General features: G+C 69.2%; 22 protein-coding genes. 9 read left to right on the top strand and 13 right to left on the bottom strand.

The window, feature by feature from the left end; translation table 11 throughout:
* Positions 1-24: 24 nt before the first annotated feature.
* Positions 25-1,353, bottom strand: coding sequence for a hypothetical protein (locus ACIRCZ_RS14865; RefSeq protein WP_402854418.1), 1,329 nt, complete (start codon positions 1,351-1,353; stop codon positions 25-27).
* Between the two features lie 130 nt (positions 1,354-1,483).
* Here ACIRCZ_RS14865 and ACIRCZ_RS14860 point away from each other — a divergent pair, with 130 nt between their 5' ends.
* The gene (locus ACIRCZ_RS14860; protein WP_402854570.1) at positions 1,484-2,182 is read left to right on the top strand and encodes a YceI family protein; all 699 of its coding nucleotides are present in this window, start codon (positions 1,484-1,486) and stop codon (positions 2,180-2,182) included.
* A gap of 4 nt (positions 2,183-2,186) precedes the next feature.
* On the opposite strand, the gene ACIRCZ_RS14855 is transcribed toward ACIRCZ_RS14860, so the two are convergent.
* Positions 2,187-3,092 carry an NAD(P)H-hydrate dehydratase gene (locus tag ACIRCZ_RS14855; protein ID WP_402854416.1) on the bottom strand — a complete coding sequence of 302 codons (906 nt, stop codon included), beginning with the start codon at positions 3,090-3,092 and terminating at the stop codon, positions 2,187-2,189.
* Positions 3,093-3,131: 39 nt separating this feature from the next.
* Between ACIRCZ_RS14855 and ACIRCZ_RS14850 the strand changes: the two genes are divergently transcribed.
* Both ACIRCZ_RS14850 and ACIRCZ_RS14845 read left to right on the top strand, forming a co-directional pair.
* A complete protein-coding gene (locus ACIRCZ_RS14850) occupies positions 3,132-3,749 on the top strand; it encodes an HAD family phosphatase (RefSeq protein ID WP_055890998.1) in 618 nt (205 codons plus the stop codon).
* A 7-nt stretch (positions 3,750-3,756) separates the two neighbouring features.
* On the top strand, positions 3,757-4,842 hold the full coding sequence (locus tag ACIRCZ_RS14845; protein WP_402854414.1) for an NADH:flavin oxidoreductase/NADH oxidase: 1,086 nt from the start codon (positions 3,757-3,759) through the stop codon (positions 4,840-4,842).
* A gap of 70 nt (positions 4,843-4,912) precedes the next feature.
* Here the strand turns inward: ACIRCZ_RS14845 and ACIRCZ_RS14840 are convergent, their stop codons facing one another.
* The 4 genes from ACIRCZ_RS14840 to ACIRCZ_RS14825 all read right to left on the bottom strand — a co-directional run bounded on the left by ACIRCZ_RS14840 (position 4,913) and on the right by ACIRCZ_RS14825 (position 8,983).
* Positions 4,913-5,686: an alpha/beta hydrolase gene (locus tag ACIRCZ_RS14840; protein WP_402854412.1), complete on the bottom strand. Its 774-nt coding sequence runs from the start codon at positions 5,684-5,686 to the stop codon at positions 4,913-4,915.
* A gap of 153 nt (positions 5,687-5,839) precedes the next feature.
* Positions 5,840-6,646 (bottom strand): hypothetical protein, encoded by an 807-nt coding sequence (locus ACIRCZ_RS14835; protein ID WP_402854410.1) that lies wholly within the window; start codon positions 6,644-6,646, stop codon positions 5,840-5,842.
* Positions 6,643-7,680: a hemolysin family protein gene (locus ACIRCZ_RS14830; protein WP_055890989.1), complete on the bottom strand. Its 1,038-nt coding sequence runs from the start codon at positions 7,678-7,680 to the stop codon at positions 6,643-6,645. Before ACIRCZ_RS14830 ends, ACIRCZ_RS14835 begins: the two co-directional genes overlap by 4 nt.
* The gene (locus ACIRCZ_RS14825; RefSeq protein WP_055891629.1) at positions 7,673-8,983 is read right to left on the bottom strand and encodes a hemolysin family protein; all 1,311 of its coding nucleotides are present in this window, start codon (positions 8,981-8,983) and stop codon (positions 7,673-7,675) included. Before ACIRCZ_RS14825 ends, ACIRCZ_RS14830 begins: the two co-directional genes overlap by 8 nt.
* 269 nt (positions 8,984-9,252) lie before the next feature.
* On the opposite strand from ACIRCZ_RS14825, the gene ACIRCZ_RS14820 reads away from it, so the two are divergent.
* The gene (locus ACIRCZ_RS14820; protein WP_402854407.1) at positions 9,253-9,717 is read left to right on the top strand and encodes a hypothetical protein; all 465 of its coding nucleotides are present in this window, start codon (positions 9,253-9,255) and stop codon (positions 9,715-9,717) included.
* A 19-nt stretch (positions 9,718-9,736) separates the two neighbouring features.
* Here the strand turns inward: ACIRCZ_RS14820 and ACIRCZ_RS14815 are convergent, their stop codons facing one another.
* Positions 9,737-11,176 (bottom strand): GuaB1 family IMP dehydrogenase-related protein, encoded by a 1,440-nt coding sequence (locus tag ACIRCZ_RS14815; RefSeq protein ID WP_402854405.1) that lies wholly within the window; start codon positions 11,174-11,176, stop codon positions 9,737-9,739.
* Positions 11,177-11,312: 136 nt separating this feature from the next.
* Here ACIRCZ_RS14815 and ACIRCZ_RS14810 point away from each other — a divergent pair, with 136 nt between their 5' ends.
* Positions 11,313-15,200 carry a multifunctional oxoglutarate decarboxylase/oxoglutarate dehydrogenase thiamine pyrophosphate-binding subunit/dihydrolipoyllysine-residue succinyltransferase subunit gene (locus ACIRCZ_RS14810; protein ID WP_402854403.1) on the top strand — a complete coding sequence of 1,296 codons (3,888 nt, stop codon included), beginning with the start codon at positions 11,313-11,315 and terminating at the stop codon, positions 15,198-15,200.
* Positions 15,201-15,284: 84 nt separating this feature from the next.
* Positions 15,285-16,058 carry a VOC family protein gene (locus ACIRCZ_RS14805; RefSeq protein ID WP_055890978.1) on the top strand — a complete coding sequence of 258 codons (774 nt, stop codon included), beginning with the start codon at positions 15,285-15,287 and terminating at the stop codon, positions 16,056-16,058.
* 25 nt (positions 16,059-16,083) lie between these two features.
* Here ACIRCZ_RS14805 and ACIRCZ_RS14800 read toward each other — a convergent pair whose 3' ends face one another.
* Both ACIRCZ_RS14800 and ACIRCZ_RS14795 read right to left on the bottom strand, forming a co-directional pair.
* The gene (locus ACIRCZ_RS14800) at positions 16,084-16,326 is read right to left on the bottom strand and encodes a zf-HC2 domain-containing protein (RefSeq protein WP_055890975.1); all 243 of its coding nucleotides are present in this window, start codon (positions 16,324-16,326) and stop codon (positions 16,084-16,086) included.
* The gene (locus ACIRCZ_RS14795) at positions 16,323-16,916 is read right to left on the bottom strand and encodes a sigma-70 family RNA polymerase sigma factor (RefSeq protein ID WP_157480102.1); all 594 of its coding nucleotides are present in this window, start codon (positions 16,914-16,916) and stop codon (positions 16,323-16,325) included. Before ACIRCZ_RS14795 ends, ACIRCZ_RS14800 begins: the two co-directional genes overlap by 4 nt.
* Before the next feature lie 114 nt (positions 16,917-17,030).
* Between ACIRCZ_RS14795 and aroA the strand changes: the two genes are divergently transcribed.
* The 3 genes from aroA to bcp are packed head-to-tail and all read left to right on the top strand — an operon-like array spanning position 17,031 to position 19,977.
* Entirely contained in the window at positions 17,031-18,398 is a 1,368-nt protein-coding gene (gene aroA / locus ACIRCZ_RS14790; RefSeq protein ID WP_055890969.1) for a 3-phosphoshikimate 1-carboxyvinyltransferase, read from the top strand.
* Between the two features lie 13 nt (positions 18,399-18,411).
* The gene (gene rsgA, locus ACIRCZ_RS14785; RefSeq protein ID WP_402854399.1) at positions 18,412-19,470 is read left to right on the top strand and encodes a ribosome small subunit-dependent GTPase A; all 1,059 of its coding nucleotides are present in this window, start codon (positions 18,412-18,414) and stop codon (positions 19,468-19,470) included.
* Positions 19,471-19,503: 33 nt separating this feature from the next.
* Positions 19,504-19,977 (top strand): thioredoxin-dependent thiol peroxidase, encoded by a 474-nt coding sequence (gene bcp, locus ACIRCZ_RS14780; RefSeq protein ID WP_055890962.1) that lies wholly within the window; start codon positions 19,504-19,506, stop codon positions 19,975-19,977.
* Positions 19,978-19,990: 13 nt separating this feature from the next.
* On the opposite strand, the gene ACIRCZ_RS14775 is transcribed toward bcp, so the two are convergent.
* Genes ACIRCZ_RS14775 through ACIRCZ_RS14760 form a run of 4 tightly spaced genes read right to left on the bottom strand, consistent with a single transcriptional unit; the run spans position 19,991 to position 23,410 of the window.
* Complete coding sequence (locus ACIRCZ_RS14775) at positions 19,991-20,755, bottom strand: ABC transporter ATP-binding protein (protein WP_055890959.1); 765 nt, start codon at positions 20,753-20,755, stop codon at positions 19,991-19,993.
* Positions 20,752-21,564: an ATP-binding cassette domain-containing protein gene (locus ACIRCZ_RS14770; protein WP_402854396.1), complete on the bottom strand. Its 813-nt coding sequence runs from the start codon at positions 21,562-21,564 to the stop codon at positions 20,752-20,754. Before ACIRCZ_RS14770 ends, ACIRCZ_RS14775 begins: the two co-directional genes overlap by 4 nt.
* Positions 21,561-22,451: an ABC transporter permease gene (locus ACIRCZ_RS14765; protein WP_402854394.1), complete on the bottom strand. Its 891-nt coding sequence runs from the start codon at positions 22,449-22,451 to the stop codon at positions 21,561-21,563. The genes ACIRCZ_RS14770 and ACIRCZ_RS14765 overlap by 4 nt, the downstream gene beginning before the upstream one ends.
* Entirely contained in the window at positions 22,448-23,410 is a 963-nt protein-coding gene (locus ACIRCZ_RS14760) for an ABC transporter permease (protein WP_055890951.1), read from the bottom strand. Before ACIRCZ_RS14760 ends, ACIRCZ_RS14765 begins: the two co-directional genes overlap by 4 nt.
* Positions 23,411-23,480: the final 70 nt, after the last annotated feature.

Here is a 23,480-nt window from a genome sequence, read left to right as displayed (position 1 = left end):
GGCTGCGTTGACCTCCGACCGCACCTACAGCCTAGCCACCGGGCTGCCGGAGGGCTCCTGCTTCGGAGCACGGAACGGCCACGCGTGCTCCGGCAGCACGTCTCCGTCCGCTTCGGCGCCGCGCTTCCCGCGCCAGAGCGCCGCGATCGCCCAGCCGAGCACCACGAAGTACAGCAGGTTGCGCACTGTCAGCACCGCGACCATCCCGGTGTCCACCGCAAGAAGCCAGCCGTAGAGGTACGGGTAGATGACCTGGGTGAGCGCGGCCGTGAAGCCGACCAGGATGGCCGGGGTGCGGAATCCGCGCCCCTGGTAGACCAGCCCGATCACCACAGGCACCGCCAGCCAGGCCACGTATTGCGGGGAGCCGACCTTGTTGAACGCGATGAACGCGCTGACCAGGGCGAGCGACAACTCCGGCAGGATGCGCGTCACCGGCGTCCCCCTCCGCACCGCCCGCACGCCGATCAGTGCGACGACGACGGCGCAGACGGCGAGCAGCGGGTTCATCAGGGAGGCCGCCGTGACGCTCCCTGCGCCGGTCACCTGGAAGGTGAGGATGTCCCTGTCGTAGTACACCACCGCATCCGGCACGTGGAGCGCGGCCTGCCACATCCAGATGGTGCTGACCGGCGCCTCGATCTGCAACCCACGGCCGGTCTGCGCGGTGATGAAGCTGAACACGTGCATCCCCGCTCCGAAGATGAGCGGGACGATCACGATCAGCAGGCTGGTCACGACTCCGGTGACCAGGATGCGCCACCGGCTGCGCAGGGCGATGACCGCCGCGACGATGAGCGCGGCAGGCCACACCTTGATCCAGGTGGCGATGGTGAGCGTGACGACCGCAGCGCGCTCGTGCAGCATCAGCCAGAGCATCCCGACGATGGCGAGCGAGACGGAGACGGCGTCGAGCCTGCCGACCGCGATCGGGCCGAGCAGCAGCAGGAACGCGAGCCACCACCACGCCGCGGCGATGCGGCGACGCTCCCTGCCGCCGATCAGCACGGCGAACGCTGCGGCGTCGAGCAGCAGCACCAGCGTGAGCCAGCCGCCGACGTAGTTGTCGGCTCCGGCGAGCAGAGGGAGCATGATCGGCACGAGAGCGGCGAACGGGTACACCCAGTCCGCCTGCACGCCGACGATGGAGGTGCCCTGCGCCGCCAGTTGCGCCCACGGCTTGTAGACCAGGTACACGTCGCCGAGGCCCATCCCGTCGCCGTGCATGGCGAGCCAGCCGAGCACGAGATGCACGACCAGGAACGCGATCCAGAGGGTCAACGGGTTGGCTGCGACGCGGCGGACCGAACTGGGGGACGCCGGAGCCGGAGCCTGTGCTGCCTCGATCCCCATGCGGTCATCGTAGCGGGCGGCGACCTCCCGAAGATGAACGGCGGGGTGCACCGCCGATCGCCCAGGAACACCATCGGACACTCTCAGGAAGAGGACATGCCCGCTCCCTAATCTCGATGACATGTCACCGTTGAAAACCTCGTCGAAAGTGTGGATCGGCGTCGCCGCAGGAGTCGTCGTGCTCGGCGTGGCAGCGGCCGTCGCTGGGCCGTACGTCTACCGCGACCTGATCTCCGGCCCTCCTGCTGCCGTTCCGACCATCGCGCTCACCGCCGATCCGGAGGCGGAGACCACCATCGACACCTCCGACCTGAGCGGCAGGTGGACGGTCGGCGATTCGTCGTTCGCCGGGTACCGCGTCAAGGAGGTCCTGAACGGCGTGGATGTGACGGTCACCGGCCGCACGAAGAAGGTGACAGGAGACCTGACGGTCGACGGCCTCACCCTGACCGCCGCGAAAGTGACCGTGGACGTGGCGAGCATCGCCACCGACGAACCGGCGCGCGACAGCTACTTCCGCTCGACGGCGCTCGAGACCGGCACGTTCCCCGATGCCACCTTCACGCTCACCGAGCCGGTGAAGGCGGATGGGACCCCGACAGCCGGGGCTGTCCAGTCTCTGAAGGCGACAGGAGCGCTCACGCTGCACGGGGTCACCAGGACGGTGACGGCCGATCTGCAGGTGGCGTTGAACGGCGACGGCGGAAAGCTGACGGGGAGCATCCCGATCGCCTTCGCCGACTTCGGCGTGGAGGCTCCGAGCCTCGGATTCGTGACGGTGGAGAAGACCGGAACCGTCGAGTTCTTGCTGAACCTGCAGAAGGGCTGATCGCTCAGCCCTGATCCGCCTCCGTGCGGCTCGTGAGCAGTTCCCTGACCGCATCCGGAAGCGCTTCGGCGATGTCGAGCGCGACGATCGGCCCTCCCCGGGACGCCAGCTCGCCCGCCCTCCCGTGCAGGTACGCCGCCGTGGCAGCGAGCGCGGCGACAGTGGATGCCGGCGCTTCCGCGATCTCGTCGGCGTGCGTGGCGACGAGCGCACCGAGCACCCCGCCCAGCACGTCCCCGCTGCCCGCGGTGGCGAGCCAGGCCGGCCCCGCCGTGACCGCATAGCGCGCCCCGCCAGGCGCTGCGACGTATGTGGTGTGCCCCTTGAGCAGGACGGTCACGCCGAGAGTCTCGCTCGCCCGCGCCGCCCAAGCTCCAGGGTCGGCGGCGATGTCGTCTGCAGTCACCGCATCCGGGTCGTCGTCCGCCGCTCCTGCGAGCACCCCGGCCAGCTCGCGGTAGTGCGGAGTGATGACGACGGCGCCGGTGGCGCGGCCGACGAGGTCGAGCGCTCCAGCGTCGACGACCGTGGGGACCCCGTCCGCAAGAGCCGCGTGAAGACGGTGCGCGCCGTCTGCCGGTCGCTGGGACGCGTCCATGCCGGAGCCGACCAGCCACGCCTGCACCCTGCCCGGCGCCGTGACCGCCTCAGGGCGTCTGCGCAGGACCTCCGCCGCCGCGCCCTTCGCGCCGAGGTATCTGATCATCCCGAGCCCCGTGCGGGCCGCGGCCTCGACACCGAGGACGGCCGCGCCGGGGTAGAGGTCGGAGCCGGTGACCACGCCGAGCACGCCGCGCGTGTACTTGTCGCTCGCCACGCCAGGCACGGCGATCCAGCGCGCACTCTCCACAGCCCCCCAGCTCTGCCAGTTGTCCACCGTTCCTCCGTCCGTCACCGAGCGCTCGCTCACTCCACGATAGGTTCATAGGCGAGGAAAGAGGTGGGTTTCATGGGTATCAGCATCCCGGGCAGGGTCATCGTGTTCGACTACGGCGAGGTCATCTCGACCACGCCGTCCGAAGCGGATCGCGAGCAGCTCGCGGGTCTCGCCGGCGGGGACGCCGAGGTGTTCTGGCCCGCATACTGGCGGCATCGCGACGCGCTCGATCAGGGCACGATGAGCATCCAGCAGTACTGGAGGGGCATCGAACGCGAGCTGGGCGAGCAGTGGGGGGATGCGAAGATCCACCGGCTCTGGCTGGCCGACTTCCGCAGCTGGCTGAGCATCGACCACGACACCCTGGATGTGCTGGTCGACCTGCACGACGGAGGCACCCGCATGGCGCTGCTCTCCAACGCCGGGCGCGACTTCGGCTCGTACTTCCGGCACGGCACCCTGGGCGATCTGTTCGAGCAGGTGTTCGTGAGCGGCGAGCTCGGCACCATCAAGCCGAGCGCCGACATCTTCGAGCACGTGATGCGCGAGCTCGGCATCGGCCCGGCAGAGATGGTCTTCATCGACAACAAGGAGATCAACGTGCGAGGGGCGGAAGACCTCGGCATCGCTGGGCATGTCTTCACCACGGCGTCCGATCTGCGGGCATATCTCGAAGCATTGGCGGCTTAGAACCAGCATGGCAACACTCTTCGACCCCCTGACCCTGCGCGGCGTCACGGTCCGCAACCGCATCTGGACCTCTCCGATGTGCCAGTACTCCGTCATCGACGAGTCCGGCGTCCCGCAGCCCTGGCACCTCGTCCATCTGGGCTCCTTCGCCACAGGCGGCAGCGGCATCGTGTTCACCGAGGCGACCGCGGTGAACCCTGAGGCGCGCATCTCCCCGCGCGACACCGGCATCTGGAACGACGAGCAGCGCGACGCGTGGAAGCCGATCGCCGCGTTCATCGCCGAGCACGGTGCTGTGCCGGGGATGCAGCTCGGCCACGCTGGACGCAAAGCGTCGAGCTGGCCGGCCTGGGGTTACGAGGATCGCACCGGCAGCGTTCCTCCTGAGGAGGGCGGCTGGCCGACGGTCGCGCCGTCGCCTGTGGCGTTCGGCGACCTGGCGGTGCCTGCAGAGCTCTACCCTGCGGGCATCGACGCGATCGTCGACGACTTCCGGTCAGCGGCCCGCCGCGCCGTCGACGCCGGGTTCCAGGTGCTCGAACTGCACGCGGCGCACGGTTACCTCCTGCACCAGTTCCTCTCCCCCATCGCCAACCAGCGCACGGACGAATACGGCGGCAGCCTCGAGAACAGAGCCCGCCTTCTCCTGCGCATCGTGGAGGCGGTCCGCGCCGAGGTCGGCGGCGATGTTCCGCTGTTCGTCCGGTTCTCCGGCAGCGACTGGACGCCGGGAGGCTGGGACGAGCAGCAGACCGCGACGGTCGCCGGCTGGGCGCAGGATGCGGGAGCCGACTTCTTCGACATCTCCAGCGGTGGCATCCAGAGTGGCATCCGCATCCCGTTGGAGCCCGGCTATCAGGTGCCGTTCGCCGCGCACGTCCGGTCGTCGGCCGAGGTCGAGGTGAGCGCCGTCGGGCTCATCACCACCCCGGAGCAGGCGGCGGACATCGTGGAGGGCGGCAGGGCGGACGCCGTGATGCTGGCGCGCGAGCTGCTGCGCGACCCGCACTTCCCGCTGCGGGCCGCGCACGAGCTCGGCTACGACGTCGACTTCTGGCCGCCGCAGTACCTGCGTGCCCAATGGCGCCGGTAGCGCGGCGGCGCCGGTAGCGCAGCGGCGCGGCCAGACCGCCGCGGCGGCGCGTACACCGCGCGGCGGCGGCTCATCGGAGGTGGCGCTCGAAGAACCGGCCGGCGTCGTCTCCTGCGTAGGACGGCACGCCTCGGTGGCCGCCCATGTTGGCTTGCAGCGTCTTCTCCGTGGAGCCGATGGCGTCGAACAGGTCGAGGGCGAGCTGACGGTCGTTCCCCTCGTCGTCCCACTGCAGCAGCATGTGCACGGGGATCGTGAGCTGGCTGGCGTCGTCGAACATCGCGCGCGGGACGTAGCTGCCGGCGAAGAGACCGGCCGCCGCGATCCGCTGGTCGACGGCCGCCAGTTTGATGGCGATGGCGGTCACTCCCCCGGAGAAGCCGACGGGACCGCCGATCTCAGGGAGCGCGAGCAGCGCATCCAGTGTCGCCTGCCACTCCGGTACGGCCCGCTCGACCAGCGGGAGGACCAGCCTGTCGACGATCTCGTCCACCGGCTCTCCGGCGGCGAGCGCCCCGTGCAGGTCGGACCGGGCTTGCTCGGCATCGGCCGATCGCGGCCGGTCGCCGCTGCCTGGCAATTCGATGGAGGCCGAAGCGAAACCGCTGGCTGCGGCGCTCCTCGCCCGCCCGGCCAGCCGGGAGTGCATCATGCCGAGGCCGCCAGGGTGGCCGAGCAGTATCAGCGGCGCTGGAGCCGAGGCGGTGGCGGAGGCAGGCGTCCAGAGGACGCCGGGGATATCGCCCAGGGTGAATGCGCGTTCGCTGACACTGGTGTCGGCAGTGGTATCGGTAGCGCTGCCGTCGCCGTCGAGGCGCTGTTCAGAGGTGAAATGAAGGTGCATGGTCGTGCCTTTCGAGAGTGCTCCTGAAGGGCGCTCCCGGGCGACCTACCGCCCGACCGTGACCCCAGGAAGGAGCACCCACGTCGATTCGTTCACGGGTACCACCTCCTCTTTCGCTCGTCCGGTCTCCGTCGAGACTAGCAGCGGCGACCGCTAGCGGGCGAGCGCGATCACGGCGTGCACCACGGGAGCGTGCCGCCGCGTGTGCTCGTCGTCCCACACCCCGAGCAGGTGCAGCGTGGCCATCCGGAACACCAGCGCGCGCAGCAGCAGCTGCCGCCACGACGGGATGTCATAGTCCTCGCCCAGCCGCTCGACGGGGTAGCCGTGCCAGCAGACCGCGTCTGCGACAGCGATCGCGGCGGCCAAGCCGGCCGGCCGCCAGTACGGCGCCCAGTCGATCACCGCAGGTGGCCCGCCCTCGACGAACAGGACGTTCCCGAGCAGGTCGGCGTGGATGACCTGACTCGGCGCATCCACCGGCCGGAACTCCGCGGTCAGGGCGGCGATCAGCGGATCGTCCGGCGCCGGCTCCTCACCCCAGGCCACGCGGTCGGCTCTCGCCCACGCGTGATCCGTCTCCGCGATGAACGGCGGCTCCGGATGCGCGGCGACGGCACGCTGGAAGGCCAGGCCGGCGCGCACCACGTCCTCGACGCGCGTCGGGTCCGCCCCTCCTGGGACCCAGGCGAGGGCTTCCCAGCCGCCGCGCATCCACCGGCCTCTGTCGTCGCGGAGCGGTCGTGGGACGGTGAACTCGTCCGACTCGGCGAGCGCCGCCAGTACGCTCGACTTCCACTCCGTCTCCTCCGACGGCTCCGCAGGGCGCAGGACCACGTCGCCCGCGCGCCAGGTCAGGCCGCGGCCGCCCGGCAGCAGCACCGGTGTTCCCGACGCACCGAACGCCGCCAGGACATCGTCGGACGGCGGCTGCGGTCCCGCGGTCACGTCGCGGCTCACGAACGCCTCGTCGCGTCCTGAACCTCACCGACGAGCTCTTCGATGATGTCCTCCAGGAAGAGCACCCCGACCGTTCGACCCTCGGCATCCACTACGCGCGCCAGGTGGCTCCCCGAGCGACGCATGGTCGCCAGGGCGTCCTCCAGGTCGCTCTCCGCGAACACCGTCACCAGTCTCCGGATGCGCTTGGCGGGCACCGGCAGTTCGAAGCCGGTCTCCTCCAGGTCGAGCACGTCCTTGAGGTGCAGGTAGCCTGTCGGCTCGCCGGACTCGTCCAAAACCACGTAGCGGGAGAAGCCGTTCTTCGACACGGCCTTCTCCACGTCGGCGGGCGTGGGCTGAGCGGGAAGCGCCACGAGCTTGTCGAGGCCGAGTGCGACATCGCGCACCTTCTTCTCCGTGAACTCGAACGCGGCGGTCAGTGCGCCCGTCCGGTCGGTGAGCACACCCTCCCTCGTCGACTGGTTGACGATGTTCGCCACCTCTTCGAGCGTGAACGTGCTCGCGGCCTCGTCCTTCGGCTCCACCCCGAACAGGCGCAGCACGCTGTTCGCCGTGGCGTTGAGGGCGACGATGATCGGCTTCACAACGCGGCCGATGGCCACGAGCGGGGGTGCGAGGAGCAGGGCGGCCTTGTCCGGCATCGAGAACGAGATGTTCTTCGGCACCATCTCGCCGAACACCACGTGCAGGAACGACACGAGCACCAGGGTCACGATGAACGCGACCGTCCCGATGACGTCGTCCGACCATCCCGTCGCGTGCAGCGGCACTTCGAGGAGGTGGTGGATCGCCGGTTCGGAGACGTTCAGGATCAGCAGAGAGCAGACGGTGATGCCGAGCTGAGTGGTCGCGAGCATCAGCGTCGCGTGTTCCATCGCGTAGAGCGCCGTCTTGGCGCTCCGCTTCCCGCGCTCTGCGAGCGGCTCGATCTGCGACCTGCGCGCGGAGATGACGGCGAACTCGGCGCCGACGAAGAACGCGTTGACCATCAGCAGCACCACCAGCCAGGCGATTCCGGCCCAATCACTCATGGCCGTTCACCTCCTCGCCCGGCAGTACAGGATCCGGCGTGTACCGGATGCGGTCCACCCGTCGCCCCTCCAGTCGCTCGACCCGCAGGGTCCCTCCGTCGATCAGCACCTCGTCGCCGACCTTCGGCAGGCGGCCGAGCTCGTTCATCACGAAACCGGCGACGGTCTCGTACGGGCCGTCCTCCGGGACCGTCACGCCTGCGCGTTCGAGCAGTTCGTCCGGCCGCAGGATGCCGGGGAAGGTCAGCGAGTCCCTGCCGCGGACGACTCCGGCGCGGGTGCGGTCGTGCTCGTCAGCCACCTCGCCGACGATCTCCTCCACCAGGTCTTCGAGCGTGGCGATACCGGAGGTGCCTCCGTACTCGTCCACGACGACGGCCATCTGGTAGCCGCGTCCGCGGAGCTCGCCGAGCAGCGTGTCGAGATTCATCGTCTCCGGCACCCGCAGCGCGTCCGTCTGCAGGGCGGAGACAGGGACCTTCGCTCTGCGCGGCCGGGGAACGGCGACGGCCTGCTTCACGTGGACGAAGCCCACCACGTCGTCGATGTCGTCGTCGACCACGGGGAAGCGCGAGTACCCCGTGGATCTGGCCAGGTCGAGCACGGCTTGCGCAGGCTCGCTGCGCTGCACGGTCGCGATGCGCGGCCTCGGCGTCATCACGTCCGACGCCGTGTGGTTTGAGAACGCGAGGGTGCGGCTGAGCAGCGTCGCCGTGTCAGCTTCGAGCAGCCCGGCGCTGGCCGAGCGCCGCACGAGCGACGACAGCTCCTCGGCCGTGCGCGCGCCGGACAGCTCCTCCTTTGGCTCGACCCCGAGCATCCTGAGCACGCCGTTCGCCGTGCCGTTGAGCACGACGATGAACGGCCGGAAGATCGCGGTGAACACCGTCTGGAACGGGATGACGAGCTTGGCGGTGGCCAGAGGGAGCGCAAGGGCGAAGTTCTTCGGCACCAGCTCGCCGAGGATCATCGACAGCAGCGTGGCGACCACGATGGCGACGGTCGTCGCGATCGGGGCGACCACCGCCTCCGGAATCCCGATCGAGGTCAGCGGCCCGTTCAGCAGCGTGCTGATCGCCGGCTCCATCGTGTAACCGGTGAGCAGCGTGGTGAGGGTGATTCCGAGCTGGGCGCTCGAGAGGTGCGTTGACGTGATCTTGAGCGCGGCGATGGTCATCGTCAGCCGGGACTCACCCCGCTCGCGGCGCGCCTCGAGGTCTCCGCGGTCGAGGTTGACCAGCGCGAACTCGCTTGCGACGAAGAGGCCGGTCCCGATGGTCAGCAGCAGGCCGACGCCGAGCATGATCCACTCATAGAGCACGGCGGTCACCCCGCTCCGGTCTCAGACCGCGGGTGGGCGGCGAGGTCGTGGAACTCGCCAGGGCGAATGGGCTAGCAGAAGGAGGGTCGTCCATTTCCCGCTCAGTATACCGGCGGAGTTTCCGGGAAAAGGATGTGTGCATCCGCGGTTCCTCGGCACTCCCAGCAAGTCCGTAATCCGTTCATAGCGGTCGCTGAGCGCCGCCGGTCACACTCGCATCGCTCACCCAGCACGAAGAGAAGGACAGCACGATGACCTCCACCAGCCCGGAATACGGAGCACCGAACGGACAGCCATGGCAGCCCGGCCCTCCCGTTCCGCCCCAGCAGCCGCCGTACCAGGGGACGGTGCCGCCGCAGCAGCAGCCTCCGGTGCCGCCGCAGCAGCCTCCCGTGCCTCCGCAGCCGCCGTACCAGCAGGCGCAGCGGGCACCTCATCCATCGGCCGCCGCGACACCGGCGCCAGCCGGATACGTGCTGCACCGCTGGCCGCGCTGGGCTCAGAACACCGCGGTGATCGTCGGCGCGGTCGCCGTGCTCGTCGTGGTGTTCTTCGCCGGCTTCTTCACGGCGAACGCCGTCGACCACGGACGTGCCGGCATCGGCACGGGGCAGAACTTCCAGCCGCGTCAGTTCGGCGGCAACGGCGGCTTCGGCCAGAACGGCGGAACGGGTCAGAACGGCGGAACAGGCGGGCAGACGCAGAACAACGGCTGAGCCTCGCGCCTGAGGTGGCCTACCAGGAGACCGGCAGCGCCTTGCCCTCCTCGTACCCCGCCGCCGACTGGATGCCCACCAGGGCCCTGTCGTGGAACTCCGCGACCGAGCGTGCACCGGCGTAGGTGAACGAGCTGCGCACGCCTGTGGTGATCATGTCGAGCAGGTCTTCGACGGACGGCCGCTGCGGGTCGAGGTAGATGCGCGAGCTGGAGATCCCCTCGGCGAAGAGCGTCTTCCTGGCGAGCTCGTATGCGTCGAGGCGCTCGAAACGCCCTGTGACGGCCTTGGTGCTCGCCATGCCCCAGCTCTCCTTGAACAGCGCTCCGTTCGCGTCCCTGTCGAGCAGACCAGGTGCCTCGATCGTGCCGGCGAACCAGGAGCCGATCATCACGGATGCGCCACCGGCGGCGAGCGCGAGGGCGACGTCGCGCGGGTAGCGGACCCCGCCGTCCGCCCAGACGTGGGCGCCGAGCTCCCGCGCGGCCTGCGAGGTCTCGAGCACGGCGGAGAACTGCGGGCGACCGACGGCGGTCATCATGCGAGTGGTGCACATCGCGCCGGGCCCGACGCCGACCTTGAGGATGTCCGCGCCGGCGGCGACGAGGTCGCGGACGGCCTGCTCCGTGACGACGTTGCCCGCCACGATCGGCAGCCCGAGGCCGAGCCCCTTGACCGTGTGGATGGCGCGCCGCATCCCGTCCTGGTCGCCGTGCGCCGTGTCGATGACCAGAACGTCGACCCCTGCGGCGGCGAGCGCCTTGGCCTTGCTCGCGACGTCTCCGTTGATGCCGACCGCCGCTGCCACGCGCAGCCTGCCGTGCGCGTCGAGCGCCGGCTGGTAGATGGTGGAGCGCATCGCGCTCTTCCTGCTGAGGGTGCCGACGACGCGGCCGTGGTCGAGCACGGGGGCGAACTCGAGGCCGGCGGCGCTCATCACGTCGAAGGCTGCCCTGGCGTCTGGCAGATCTTCCGCGTCGAGCGACGTGAGCGCGCCGTGCAGCAGGTCGCCGAGGCGCGCATCCGGAAGGGCGGAGCCGAGCTGCGTCGCCGCGAGGCAGCCGAGGTATGCGCCGTCAGCTCCGTGGATCACGATGCCGTGCCCCTCGACGGCCGGCAGCCGCCGCAGAGCGTCCGCGACCGTCTCCTCCAGCGATGCGGTGTACGGGGTGTCGAAGGCGACCGGCTGCTCCTTGACCCAGCGGATCGCGTCGTCCAGGTCTTGCAGGTGCATGTCCTGCGGCAGGACGCCGAGACCTCCGCGGCGGGCGAGGGTCGCTGCGAGGCGTTTTCCCGTCACCGAGTTCATGTTGGCCGACACGATCGGGATGGTCGCTCCCGTGCCGTCGTCCGGCGCGAGCGACACGTCGAGGCGGCTCGTGACATCGGATCTCGACGGCACGAGGAACACGTCGGAGTATGTGAGATCGTGGCGCGGGGTCGTTCCATAGAACTGCATGGGAATAACGGTATCCCTCCCCGGTGAACGCCCGCACCCGCCGCTGGAAGGGATTAGGCTTGACGACTGGATGGAAACGGGCGGTGACCGTGCTGCCTGTGCAACAAAAATCAATGGAGAGAGTGGGCGAGCGGCTGTGTCGAGCCAACTGACAGGTGTGGGAACCGACGACGGATCGTCGGGCGAATTCGGAGCCAATGAGTGGCTCGTCGACGAGCTGTACGAGCAGTTCATCGTCGACAAGAATTCGGTCGACAAGTCGTGGTGGCCGATCCTGGAGAGTTACCAGCCGACAGTGAAGGACGACGGCCAGGCATCGACCTCCACCGAGCAGGCCTCCACCGAGCAGGCCTCCACCGAGCAGGCCTCCACCCCAGCCCCCAGCGAGACCCCGGCCCCCACCCCGGCCGAGCCCACCGTTCCCACTCCGACCGAGCCGACGGCCCCGAGCCCCACGGAGCCGAACGCTCCCTCCCCGGCGGAGCCGTCGACGCCCGCAGGAGACGCTCACCCCGTCACCGCCCCCATCCCCGTGATCGGCGCGCAGCCCGTCGCCCGCACCACCTCGATCGCCCCGAAGCCGCAGCCTGTCCCCGCAGACGCCCCTGTCACCGCCCCGCAGACGGTGCTCGCGGAAGACGGCACCCCTGAGCCGCAGGACAAGGTCACCCCGCTCCGCGGCATGTCGAAGACGCTCGCCACCAACATGGATGCGTCGCTCACGGTCCCCACAGCCACGAGCGTCCGCACCATCCCGGCCAAGCTGATGATCGACAACCGCATCGTCATCAACAACCACCTCAAGCGCGCCCGCGGCGGCAAGGTCTCCTTCACGCACCTCATCGGCTGGGCGCTCATCCAGGCGCTCAAGGAGTTCCCGAGCCAGAACGTGTTCTACGACGAGGTGGACGGCAAGCCGTCCGTCGTCGCCCCAGCGCACGTCAACCTCGGCATCGCCATCGACCTGCCGAAGCCGGACGGCACCCGTGCCCTCCTCGTGCCGAGCATCAAGCGCGCAGACACGATGGGCTTCGGCGAGTACCTCGCCGCGTACGAAGACCTCGTCACGCGGGCCCGCAACAACAAGCTGGGCGCAGGCGACTTCGCCGGCACCACCATCTCGCTCACCAACCCGGGCGGCATCGGCACCGTGCACTCCGTGCCCCGCCTGATGAAGGGCCAGGGAGCGATCATCGGCGCCGGTGCGCTCGAATACCCGGCCGAGTTCCAGGGCTCGAGCGAGAAGACGCTCGCCGGCCTCGCGATCGGCAAGACGATCACGCTCACCAGCACGTACGACCACCGCGTCATCCAGGGCGCAGGCTCCGGCGAGTTCCTGAAGATCGTGCACGAGATGCTGATCGGCAAGCGCAGCTTCTACGAGGACATCTTCGCCGCGCTGCGCATTCCGTACGAGCCCATCCGCTGGGCACCGGACATCAGCGTCGACCTCGCGAGCGCCGTCGACAAGACGGCCCGCGTGCAGGAGCTCATCAACGCGTTCCGCGTCCGCGGCCACCTGATGGCGGACATCGACCCTCTCGAGTACGTGCAGCGCACGCACCCCGACCTCGACATCGCCAGCCACGGCCTCACCTTCTGGGACCTCGACCGCGAGTTCGTCACCGGCCAGTTCGGCGGCGACAAGCGCAAGATGCTGCTCCGCGACATCCTCGGCGTCCTGCGTGACTCGTACTGCCGCACGGTCGGCATCGAGTACATGCACATCCAGGACCCTGCCCAGCGCAAGTGGATCCAGAACAAGGTCGAGCGCGGCTACGAGAAGCCGTCCCACGACGAGCAGCTCCGCATCCTCGGCAAGCTGAACGAGGCAGAGGCGTTCGAGACCTTCCTGCAGACCAAGTACGTCGGCCAGAAGCGGTTCAGCCTCGAAGGAGGCGAGTCCACGATCGCCCTGCTGGATGCGATCCTCGAGGGAGCCGCGAAGGAGAACCTCGACGAGGTCGCCATCGGCATGGCGCACCGCGGCCGCCTCAACGTCCTCACCAACATCGCAGGCAAGACCTACGGCCAGATCTTCCGCGAGTTCGAGGGCACGCAGGATCCCCGCACCGTCCAGGGCTCCGGCGACGTCAAGTACCACCTCGGAACAGAGGGCACGTTCCGCGGCGCCAACGGCGAGGAGATCCCGGTCTACCTCGCGGCGAACCCCTCGCACCTGGAAGCCGTCGACGGCGTCATGGAGGGCATCGTCCGCGCCAAGCAGGACCGCCGCCCCCCGATGACGTTCCTCACGCTGCCCGTCCTCATCCACGGCGACGCCGCGATGGCGGGCCAGGGCATCGTGGTCGAGACGCTGCAGATGTCGCAGCTGCGCGCATACCGCACGGGCGGCACCATCCATGTGAACATCAACAACCAGGTCGGCTTCACCACGCCGCCGACAGAGTCCCGCTCGTCGGTGTACTCGACGGACGTCGCCAAGACCATCCAGGCGCCGATCTTCCACGTGAACGGCGACGACCCCGAGGCCGTCGTGCGCGTCGCCCAGCTGGCGTTCGAGTACCGCCAGGAGTTCAAGCGCGACGTGGTCATCGACCTCATCTGCTACCGCCGCCGCGGTCACAACGAGGGAGACGACCCCTCGATGACCCAGCCGCTGATGTACAACCTCATCGAGGCGAAGCGCTCCGTCCGCCGTCTGTACACCGAGGCCCTCGTCGGCCGCGGCGACATCACGGAAGAGGAGTACGAGCAGGCGCACCGCGACTTCCAGGATCGCCTGGAGCGCGCCTTCATGGAGACGCACGCTGCGCAGACCAACTCGGTGCCCGTCGTCACGGGCGAGGGCGCCGTCGCCGACCTCGAGCTGCCGGCGGCGCAGCAGGAGGACAACGTCGGAGAGCCGGAGACCACGGCGGTCACCGACCAGGTCATCCAGCTCATCGGCGACGCGTTCAACAACCCGCCCGCCGGATTCTCCGTGCACCCGAAGCTGCAGCAGCTCCTCACCAAGCGCGGAGAGATGAGCCGCAACGGCGGAATCGACTGGGGCTTCGGCGAGCTCCTCGCCCTCGGCTCCCTGCTGCTCGAAGGCACCCCGGTGCGCATGGCAGGGCAGGACACCCGTCGCGGCACCTTCGTGCAGCGTCACGCCGTCTTCCACGACCGCACGAACGGCCAGGAGTGGCTGCCGCTGGCCAACCTCAGCGACAACCAGGCCAAGTTCTGGATCTACGACTCGCTGCTCAGCGAGTACGCGGCCATGGGCTTCGAGTACGGGTACTCGGTCGAGCGCCCTGACGCACTGGTGCTGTGGGAGGCGCAGTTCGGCGACTTCGCCAACGGCGCCCAGACGATCATCGACGAGTTCGTGTCGTCGGCCGAGCAGAAGTGGGGCCAGCGCTCGTCGCTCGTGCTGCTGCTCCCGCACGGCTACGAGGGTCAGGGACCCGACCACTCCAGCGCCCGCATCGAGCGCTACCTGCAGCTGTGCGCAGAGAACAACATGACCGTCGCACGCCCGTCGACCCCCGCGTCGTACTTCCACCTGCTGCGCCGCCAGGCGTACGCCCGCCCGCGCCGCCCGCTCGTCGTCTTCACCCCGAAGGCGATGCTGCGACTGCGCGGAGCATCCAGTGAGGTCAGCGACTTCACCCAGGGCAAGTTCGAGCCGGTGATCGACGACGCCAGGATCAGCGACAAGGGCGCCGTCAAGCGCGTGCTGCTGATGGCGGGCAAGCTGTACTACGACCTGCTCAACGAACTCCAGAAGAACCCCAACCCGGAGATCGCGCTGGTCCGCGTCGAGCAGTACTACCCGCTGCCCGCCGCTGAGCTCAAGGCGGTCGTCGACTCCTACCCCAACGCCGAGCTGGTGTGGGTGCAGGACGAGCCGGAGAACCAGGGAGCCTGGCCGTACATGATCCTCGAGACCTCCAAGCTGGGCCCGCGCCCGCTGGGTGTCATCTCGCGCGCAGCGTCTGCATCGCCGGCGGCCGGCTCGGCCAAGCGTCACGCTCAGGAGCAGAGCATTCTGATCCAGCGGGCGCTCACGCTGTAACCGCATCCGTGCCCGGCGAGGGGCGTCTCGCGTCAGCGCGAGGCGCCCCTCGCCGTTTGCGGCGGCCGCGCGTATGGTGACGACATGACTGTCGTGACGACGCACCGCCTCGGAGAGCCCTGCTGGGTCGACTACGCGAGCTCAGACGTTCCCAGGGCCCGTGACTTCTACACCGCACTGTTCGGCTGGACGGCCGACGAGGGCGGCGGGGAGTACGGCGGATACATCACCTTCCGCAGGGACGGCCACGCCGTCGCCGGACTCGGCGCGGTGATGGGCGACGAGAAGCCGAACAGCTGGCTCACCTACCTGCTCGTCGAAGACGTGGATGCGTCGGAGAAGGCCGCAACGGATGCAGGAGCCCAGGTGTACGCGCCGGCGATGACGGTCGGCGATCAGGGCAGGATGGCCGTGGTCGCCGACCCTGGCGGAGCGGTGGTCGGCCTCTGGGAGCCCGGCGCGCACCGCGGCTTCGAGCTGACGGCGGAGATCGGCGGCCCAGCCTGGCATGAGCTGTACGCGCGCAGTTTCGCGGCGCAGGTGGACTTCTACACGAAGGTCTTCAACTGGCAGACGCAGGTGCTCGGCGACACCGCAGACTTCCGCTACTCCACGTTCGGGCCCGATGGAGCACCGGCCGGCGGCGTGTACGACGCGGACAAGATGCTCCCTGAGGGCGTCCCGTCGCACTGGGTGGTCTACTTCGGCGTCGCGGACGCGGAGGAGTCGTGCGCCCGCGTGGTCGAGCTCGGCGGCACCGTGATCCGCGACCCGTGGGACAGCGAGTTCGGCCGGTTCGCTCAGGTCACGGACCCGCTCGGCGGACTGTTCCTGCTGCACCAGGTGCGGCAGCAGTAGCGCGCGCTCTGGCGCGCCTGCACGGTCAGTGCGTCGCCTGGAAGCCCCTGATGCGCAGCAGCACCTCGGCGCGGAGCGTCTCCGGCGCCGTCTCCTTGCATGCCCGCTGCACCACCTCGGTGAGCACGACGCTCAGGTGCGCTTCGTCCGCGCATCCATTGCAGGTGGCGAGGTGCTCGCGGATGTCTGCGGCATCTTCGCTGCAGAGCTCGTTGCGCAGGTATTCCTCGAGGTCTTGTTTGGCCTTGTCGCAGCCGCAGTCGGTCATTTCGTGCTCCTGGGTGTCTGCACGGCGGACAGTCCCCGCTCGTGCGCGTAGTCGGTGAGAAGCTCCCTCAGCATCCGGCGGCCGCGGTGGAGGCGGCTCATCACGGTGCCGATCGGGGTCTTCATGATGTCGGCGATCTCCTGGTAGGAGAACCCCTCGACATCAGCGAAGTACACAGCCATCCTGAAGTCCTCCGGGATGGCCTGCAGCGCGTCTTTGACCGCGCTGTCCGGCAGGTGGTCGATCGCCTCTGCCTCTGCCGAACGGCTCGAGGATGCGGTGGTCGACTCCGCGCCGCCGAGCTGCCAGTCCTCGAGCTCGTCGATGGTGCCCTGGTACGGCTCGCGCTGCTTCTTGCGGTACGTGTTGATGAAGGTGTTCGTGAGGATGCGGTACAACCAGGCCTTCAGGTTGGTGCCCTGCTGGAACTGGTTGAACGCCGCGTACGCCTTGACGAAGGTCTCCTGCACCAGATCCTGCGCGTCTGCAGGGTTTCTGGTCATGCGGAGAGCCGCTGCGTACAGCTGGTCCATGTACTGCAGCGCCTGCTCTTCGAAGAGCGGACCGAGGTCGTCAGTTGCGGTGGTCATCACGGGCAAGTCTAGTTCCGCGCGTGTGTGCACGCGCGGAGAGTCGAGGACGGTGCTCGTGAGGGTCACAGACTTTCCTTCCTTCGATCGAAAACGCGGATACCCTTGACAACGATGCTGATCTCGAAATATTCCGCGCCAGAGTTCGATCCGTACGGCGACAACCGCGCCGACGAGCCGAACACGCTGTGGCCAGCGCCCGTCGCCAGGGGCCCGCTGAACGCATCCGTGTCGTTGCCTGGCTCGAAATCGCTGACAGCGCGCGAGCTGGTGCTCTCCGCTCTGGCAGACGGCCCGTCGCTGCTGCGCGCGCCGCTGCACTCGCGCGACAGCGAGAACATGGTCGAGGCACTGCGTGCCCTCGGAGTGTCCATCGAGGCGAAGAAGGGCGCGAGCGAGTTCGGAGACGACCTCCTTGTGACGCCGGCGGAGGAACTGCTCGGCAGCACCACCATCGAGTGCGGTCAGGCGGGAACGGTCATGCGGTTCGTGCCGCCGATCGCCGGTCTCGCCCTCGGGCCGACGATGTTCGACGCGGACGACTCCGCGCGCGGACGCCCGATGTCGTCGATCATCTCCTCGCTGCGCGACCTCGGCGTCGACGTCAACGACGACGGCAGGGGATCGCTGCCGTTCACCGTCCACGGCACGGGCACCGTGCGCGGCGGCGCGATCACCATCGACGCCTCGTCGTCCAGCCAGTTCGTCAGCGCGCTGCTGCTCTCGGCGAGCCGCTTCGAGGACGGCCTCGACCTCCGGCACTCCGGCGAACGCCTCCCGAGCCTGCCGCACATCGAGATGACCATCGACACCCTCGCGGCGCGCGGCGTCACGGTCGAGTCGCCGGAGGTCGGCCGCTGGATCGTCTCCCCCGGCGCCATCGCGGCGCGGGACGTGGACATCGAGCCCGACCTCTCCAACGCTGCGCCGTTCCTGGCGGCGGCGGTGGTCACCGGCGGCTCTGTCACCTTCACCGGCTGGCCGGAGCGCACGACGCAGGTCGGAGCCGACCTGGCCGAGCTGCTCCCCCTGTTCGGAGCGACGGTCACGCGCGACGGCGACCGGCTCACCGTCACAGGAGGCGAGAGCATCCCCGGTGTGGAGCTCGACCTGACCACGGGCGGCGAGCTCGCGCCTGCGCTGGTGGCCATCGCAGCCCTCGCGGACGGTCCGAGCGAGATCACCGGCATCGGACACATCCGCCACCACGAGACCGATCGGCTCGCCGCTCTCGTCGCTGAGATCAACGGCCTCGGCGGCGCGGTCACCGAGCTCGAGGACGGGCTGCGGATCGAACCGCGGCCGCTCACCGGCGGCGTGTGGCGCAGCTACGAGGACCACAGGATGGCGACGGCGGGCGCGATCATCGGACTGGTAGTCCCCGGCGTCGAGATCGAGAACGTCGCGACGACCGCCAAGACACTCCCCCAGTTCACACAGCTCTGGACGCGCCTGGTCGAGGAAGGCACCGCCCCAGCGTGACGGAGAACGCAGCGTGACGGAGCAGACTGGGTCGTGGTGGGACGACGGCGACGACGATGACGAGGAGTACTCCGAGTTCGACGAGTCGAGCATCCGGAGCCGCCCCAACCCGAAGGGCAACCGGCCGCGCACCAAGACCAGGCCGGAGCACGGGGACGCGCAGATCGCCAGGGTGCTCGGCGTAGACCGCGGCAGGTACACCGTGCTCCTCGACGAGGACACCGCTGACGAACGGCAGATGACGGCGGCCCGCGCCAGCGAGCTGCGCAAGCAGGCCATCGTGACCGGCGACAGGGTGGCCATCGTCGGCGACACGACGGGCGAGGACGGCACGCTCGGCCGGATCGTGCGCATCGAGCCGCGCACCACCCTGCTGCGCAGGAGCGCCGACGACACCGACGAGGTGGAGCGGGTGATCGTCGCCAACGCCGATCAGATGCTGATCGTGGTGGCCGCCGCGAACCCCGAGCCGCGCACGCGCCTGGTGGACCGCTACCTGGTCGCCGCATACGACGCGGGGATCACGCCGATGCTGTGCGTGACCAAGATCGACCTCGCCGATCCGGGTCCGTTCCTGGAGAACTTCGCCGGGCTCGACCTCCCGGTGTTCACGAGCCGTGAGGACCACATCCCCGTCGACGCGATCACCGCCGCCCTCGTCGGTCACGACACGGTGGTCGTCGGTCACTCCGGAGTCGGCAAGTCGACCCTCGTGAACGAGATCGTGCCTGGCGCGCTGCGCGCGACGGGCCACGTCAACGTGGTGACCGGCCGCGGCAGGCACACCTCGTCGTCCACCGTGTCGCTGCGCGTCGAGAACGCCGAGGGGCACGGCTGGGTGATCGACACCCCTGGCGTCCGCTCGTTCGGGCTCGGGCACATCAACACCGACAGCATCCTCAAGTCGTTCACCGACCTCGCAGAGCTGGCGGAGGACTGCCCCCGCGGATGCACGCACCTCCCTGACGCGCCGGACTGCGCGATCATCGAAGCCGTCGAGGCCGGAGCGCTCGGCGATGCCGGGCGGGCACGACTGGACTCGCTGCAGCGGCTGCTCGCGACGTTCGCCTGAGCGCCGCTCGCACGCGTGCGTCAGAATGAGTGCATGACTGATGTGCGACTCGAAGCGGGAGACGCCGCACCGGCGTTCACTCTGAAGGACCAGGACGGCGCTGCCGTCTCGCTCGGCGACTACGCGGGCAAGAACGTGATCGTGTACTTCTACCCTGCGGCGATGACGCCGGGCTGCACGAAGGAAGCGTGCGACTTCCGCGACAACCTGAATTCGCTGGCGTCGTCCGGCTATCAGGTCATCGGCATCTCCAAGGACGCCCCCGCGAAGAACAAGCAGTTCCAGGAGCAGGAGGGCCTCAACTTCCCGCTGCTGAGCGATGAGGACCTCGCCGTGCACCAGGCGTACGGCGCATACGGAGAGAAGAAGCTCTACGGCAAGACGGTCACTGGCGTCATCCGCTCGACCTTCGTCGTCGACCCTGACGGCAGCGTGCGCCTCCCGCTGTACAACGTGAAGGCGACGGGACACGTCGCCATGCTGCGCAAGAAGCTCGGCATCGACTGAGCAGAGCGCCGGATCAGGCGGGCAGCCGCGGCACGGACGCGAGCAGGCGCTGCGTGTACGCGTCCTGAGGGTTCCCCAGCACGGAGCGCGTCTCCCCCTGCTCGACCACCCTGCCGCCGCGGAGCACCACGGTCTGCTCGCACAGCGAAGCGACGACCCCGAGGTCGTGGGACACCATCACCACCGTCATTCCCTCGCGCCTGCTCAGCTCGGAGAGGAGGTCGATGATCTGGATGCGCGTCGTCACGTCGAGCGCGCTCACCGGCTCGTCGGCGAGCAGCACCCTCGGCCGGGACACCACGGCGCGCGCGATGGCGATACGCTGCCGCTGTCCTCCGGAGAACTCGTGCGGATACCTCCCAGCCGCATCCCCGGGGAGCCCGACTGCCGCCAGCGCCTCCGCCACCCTGTCGCGCGCATCCTGACCGGAGGCGACCCTGAGGCTCGTCAGCGGCTCGGCGATGATGCGCCCGACGCTCTGCCGAGGGTCGAGCGACGAGTACGGGTCTTGGAACACTGTCTGCACGCTGCGGCGGAACTCGCGCATCCTGGCGCGATCCCGCCGGTCGAGCCGAACGCCGTCGAACAGCAGTTCGCCGCTGGTCGGGCTGCTCAGGCCGAGCAGGATCGACAGCGCGGTGGTCTTGCCTGCGCCCGACTCGCCGACCAGGCCGACGTTGCGTCCAGGCTCGACAGCCAGCGAGACGCCCTCCAGCGCGGCAGTGGATGCGCGACGATAGCGGAAACCCGCCTCACGAAGCTCCAGGATGGCGCTCACGACACCTCCAGGGCTCGGTCGAGCTCGCGTGCGCTCGCGACGAGTTCGACCGTGTACGGCTCGCTGGGGGCCGCGAGCAGGTTTTCGATGGTGCCTGACTCGACCACGCGTCCCGCACGGAGGACGAGAGCGCGCTCCGTCATCCGGGAGACGACGGCGAGGTCGTGGCTGACGAACAGCAGCGCCATGCCGCGCTCGGCGACGAGTGCGTCGATGAGCGACAGGATCTCCGCCTGCACGGTCACGTCGAGCGCCGTGGTCGGCTCGTCGGCGATGAGGAGCTGCGGTGCGCAGGCGAGCGCGGCGGCGATGGCGACGCGCTGACGCTGCCCTCCCGAGATCTCGTGCGGGTACGCCCTGGCGATCCGCTCCGGCTCCGGCAGCCGCACCTCGGCGAGCGCGTCGAGCACCGCGCGCTTGAGGGCGTCGCCGCGCAGCCCGAGATGCCGTCGCAGCGGCTCCGCGACCTGCTTGCCGAGGCGCATCAGGGGATCGAGCGCCGTCAGCGGCTCCTGGAAGACGACGGAGGCGACACGTCCGCGCAGCGCGACCAGGTCGCGCTCCTTCGCGCCGACCACCTCGACGCCGCCGAGAACGGCGCTCCCCGATGCGACGAGCCCTGCGGGAAGCAGCCCTGTCACCGCGAACGAGGTGAGCGACTTGCCAGAGCCGGACTCGCCGATGAGGCTGAGCCGCTCCCCCGCCGCGATGCTGAACGACACATCCCGGACCAGCGGGGCGCCCGTCGCCGAAACGACCCCGAGATCCCTGACCTCCAGCAACACAGTGCTCTGCGCATCCGCACTCATCGTGACCGCCTCCTCGTCGGGTCTGCGACATCGCGGAGACCGTCCGCCACGAGATTCACGCCGATCACCAGCACCACGAGAGCGATGCCGGGGGCGATCGCCCCGACAGGAGCCGTCGCGACGGTGCCCTGCGCCTCCTGCAGCAGCCGGCCCCACGACGCATTCGGCGGTGGAGCGCCGAGACCGAGGTACGACAGGCTCGCCTCCGCCAGCACGGCGACGCCGAACTGCAGGGCGAGGTTCACGCCGAGCGTCGGCCAGATGTTGGGCAGGATGTGCTTGCCGACAACACCGAGCCAGCTCGTCCCCGAAGTGCGCGCCGCGGTGACGTACTGCTGGGAGAGCACCCGCTTCGCCAGAACGCGGGTGAGCCTGGCGACGACCGCCGACATCGCGAGGCCGATCGCGAGGATCGCCGTGCCGAGGGATGCCCCCTGGGCGGCGACGATGAGCATCGCGAGCAGCAGCGTCGGGAACGCGATGAGGATGTCGAGCGCTGCCGAGATCGTGTCGTCCAGCCAGGTGGTGGCGAACGCCGCCAGCAGGCCGAGGGTGATGCCGATCAGGGCACCGATGGCGACGGAGCCGATGCCGACCGCGAGCGCGATCCGTGCACCGATCATGAGCTGCGTCGTGAGGTCGCGGCCGAGCTTGTCCGTGCCGAGCCAGTGCGTCGCATCCGGATGCTCGAGCCGGCCGCCCGAGGTGTCGCTCGGCGCGAACGGCAGCCAGAAGAACGAGACGACGGCCACCACCACAACGAGCCCGACCAGCACGATCCCGATGGTGAGCGTCACCGAACGACGGCGACGGGTGCGCTCCGGCGCCCGCGCCTCCTGTCCGCTCTCGCCGGCGTGCCCGGCCGCCTCGTCCACGATCGCGCTCATCGGTTGCCCGAAATGCTCAGCCGCAGTCGCGGGTCGACGAGACGCTGCACCAGGTCGGCCGCGAAGCCGATCAGCAGCACGGCAAGGGTGCTCACGAACAGGATGCCCTGGATGTTCGGGTAGTCGTGCTGCTGGATCGCGCGCAACAGCATGCTCCCGAGGCCGGGCAGCGTGAAGACGCTCTCGACCACGACCGCCCCCAGGAAGGTGGTCGCCAGCTCGATGCCCAGGATCGAGATGACCGGCACCGCCCCGTTGCGCAGGCCGTGCCGCCACATCGCCTGGCCGAAGCTGGAGCCGAGCGCACGCGAGTTGCGCAGGTAGTCGCTGCCGATCACATCCAGGGTCGCGCTGCGCACGTACCGCGCAATGGATGCGCTCATCACGACCGCGATCGTGATCACGGGAAGCGCGAGCGAGTTGAGGGCGGCGGCCGGGTCTGCCCAGTCATCGCGCGGGAAGCCGCCGGACGGGAACCAGCGGAGGTTGATCGAGAACGCGCTCACCAGCAGGATGCCGACCCAGAAAACCGGCACGGCGATCCCGAGCTGCGAGATGGCGGACAGCGCGATGCCGTACCAGGTGTCCGATTTCCAGGCGGCGACGAACCCGATCACGAGCGCGAGCGCCAGCGCGATGACGAACGAGATGAGGGTCAGCGGGATCGTCACGGCCAGCCGCGAAGCGATCTCAGGCCCGACGGGGAGCGACGTGATGAACGACGCCCCCAGGTTCAGCGTCAGCATCTGCCCGAACCAGGTGACGAACTGCTGCAGCAGCGGCTGGTCGCTGCCGACCTGCTCCTGCGCGGCTTTGATCTGCTCCGGGGTGGCGTTGACGGACAGCAGCGCGTTCGACGGGTCGCCGGGCAGCACCCTCAGCAGGAGGAACAGCACCACCATGGCGAGCAGCAACGACACCACCAGGAAGGCGAAGCGACGCAGAAGATAGACGGCCATGACGTTCTCAAGAGTAAATGCTCGGGGAGCCGGTGAACGGCCCCCCGAGCATCCTGTGGATGACTCGCCC

Source organism: Leifsonia sp. NPDC102414 (assembly GCF_044765685.1).
Classification (GTDB): Bacteria; Actinomycetota; Actinomycetes; order Actinomycetales; family Microbacteriaceae; genus Leifsonia.
The sequence above is the reverse complement of the archived record's forward strand: the minus strand, read 5'-3'. Positions and strand labels throughout refer to the sequence as shown.

Coding starts and splice junctions, on each gene's coding strand:
- ACIRCZ_RS14865 (WP_402854418.1), bottom strand. CDS start 1,353: ATGGGGATCGAGGCAGCACAGGCTCCGGCTCCGGCGTCCCCCAGTTCG.
- ACIRCZ_RS14850 (WP_055890998.1), top strand. CDS start 3,132: ATGGGTATCAGCATCCCGGGCAGGGTCATCGTGTTCGACTACGGCGAG.
- ACIRCZ_RS14845 (WP_402854414.1), top strand. CDS start 3,757: ATGGCAACACTCTTCGACCCCCTGACCCTGCGCGGCGTCACGGTCCGC.
- ACIRCZ_RS14840 (WP_402854412.1), bottom strand. CDS start 5,686: ATGCACCTTCATTTCACCTCTGAACAGCGCCTCGACGGCGACGGCAGC.
- ACIRCZ_RS14830 (WP_055890989.1), bottom strand. CDS start 7,680: ATGAGTGATTGGGCCGGAATCGCCTGGCTGGTGGTGCTGCTGATGGTC.
- ACIRCZ_RS14825 (WP_055891629.1), bottom strand. CDS start 8,983: ATGCTCGGCGTCGGCCTGCTGCTGACCATCGGGACCGGCCTCTTCGTC.
- ACIRCZ_RS14820 (WP_402854407.1), top strand. CDS start 9,253: ATGACCTCCACCAGCCCGGAATACGGAGCACCGAACGGACAGCCATGG.
- ACIRCZ_RS14815 (WP_402854405.1), bottom strand. CDS start 11,176: ATGCAGTTCTATGGAACGACCCCGCGCCACGATCTCACATACTCCGAC.
- ACIRCZ_RS14805 (WP_055890978.1), top strand. CDS start 15,285: ATGACTGTCGTGACGACGCACCGCCTCGGAGAGCCCTGCTGGGTCGAC.
- ACIRCZ_RS14800 (WP_055890975.1), bottom strand. CDS start 16,326: ATGACCGACTGCGGCTGCGACAAGGCCAAACAAGACCTCGAGGAATAC.
- ACIRCZ_RS14795 (WP_157480102.1), bottom strand. CDS start 16,916: ATGACCACCGCAACTGACGACCTCGGTCCGCTCTTCGAAGAGCAGGCG.
- aroA (WP_055890969.1), top strand. CDS start 17,031: ATGCTGATCTCGAAATATTCCGCGCCAGAGTTCGATCCGTACGGCGAC.
- bcp (WP_055890962.1), top strand. CDS start 19,504: ATGACTGATGTGCGACTCGAAGCGGGAGACGCCGCACCGGCGTTCACT.
- ACIRCZ_RS14770 (WP_402854396.1), bottom strand. CDS start 21,564: ATGAGTGCGGATGCGCAGAGCACTGTGTTGCTGGAGGTCAGGGATCTC.
- ACIRCZ_RS14765 (WP_402854394.1), bottom strand. CDS start 22,451: ATGAGCGCGATCGTGGACGAGGCGGCCGGGCACGCCGGCGAGAGCGGA.
- ACIRCZ_RS14760 (WP_055890951.1), bottom strand. CDS start 23,410: ATGGCCGTCTATCTTCTGCGTCGCTTCGCCTTCCTGGTGGTGTCGTTG.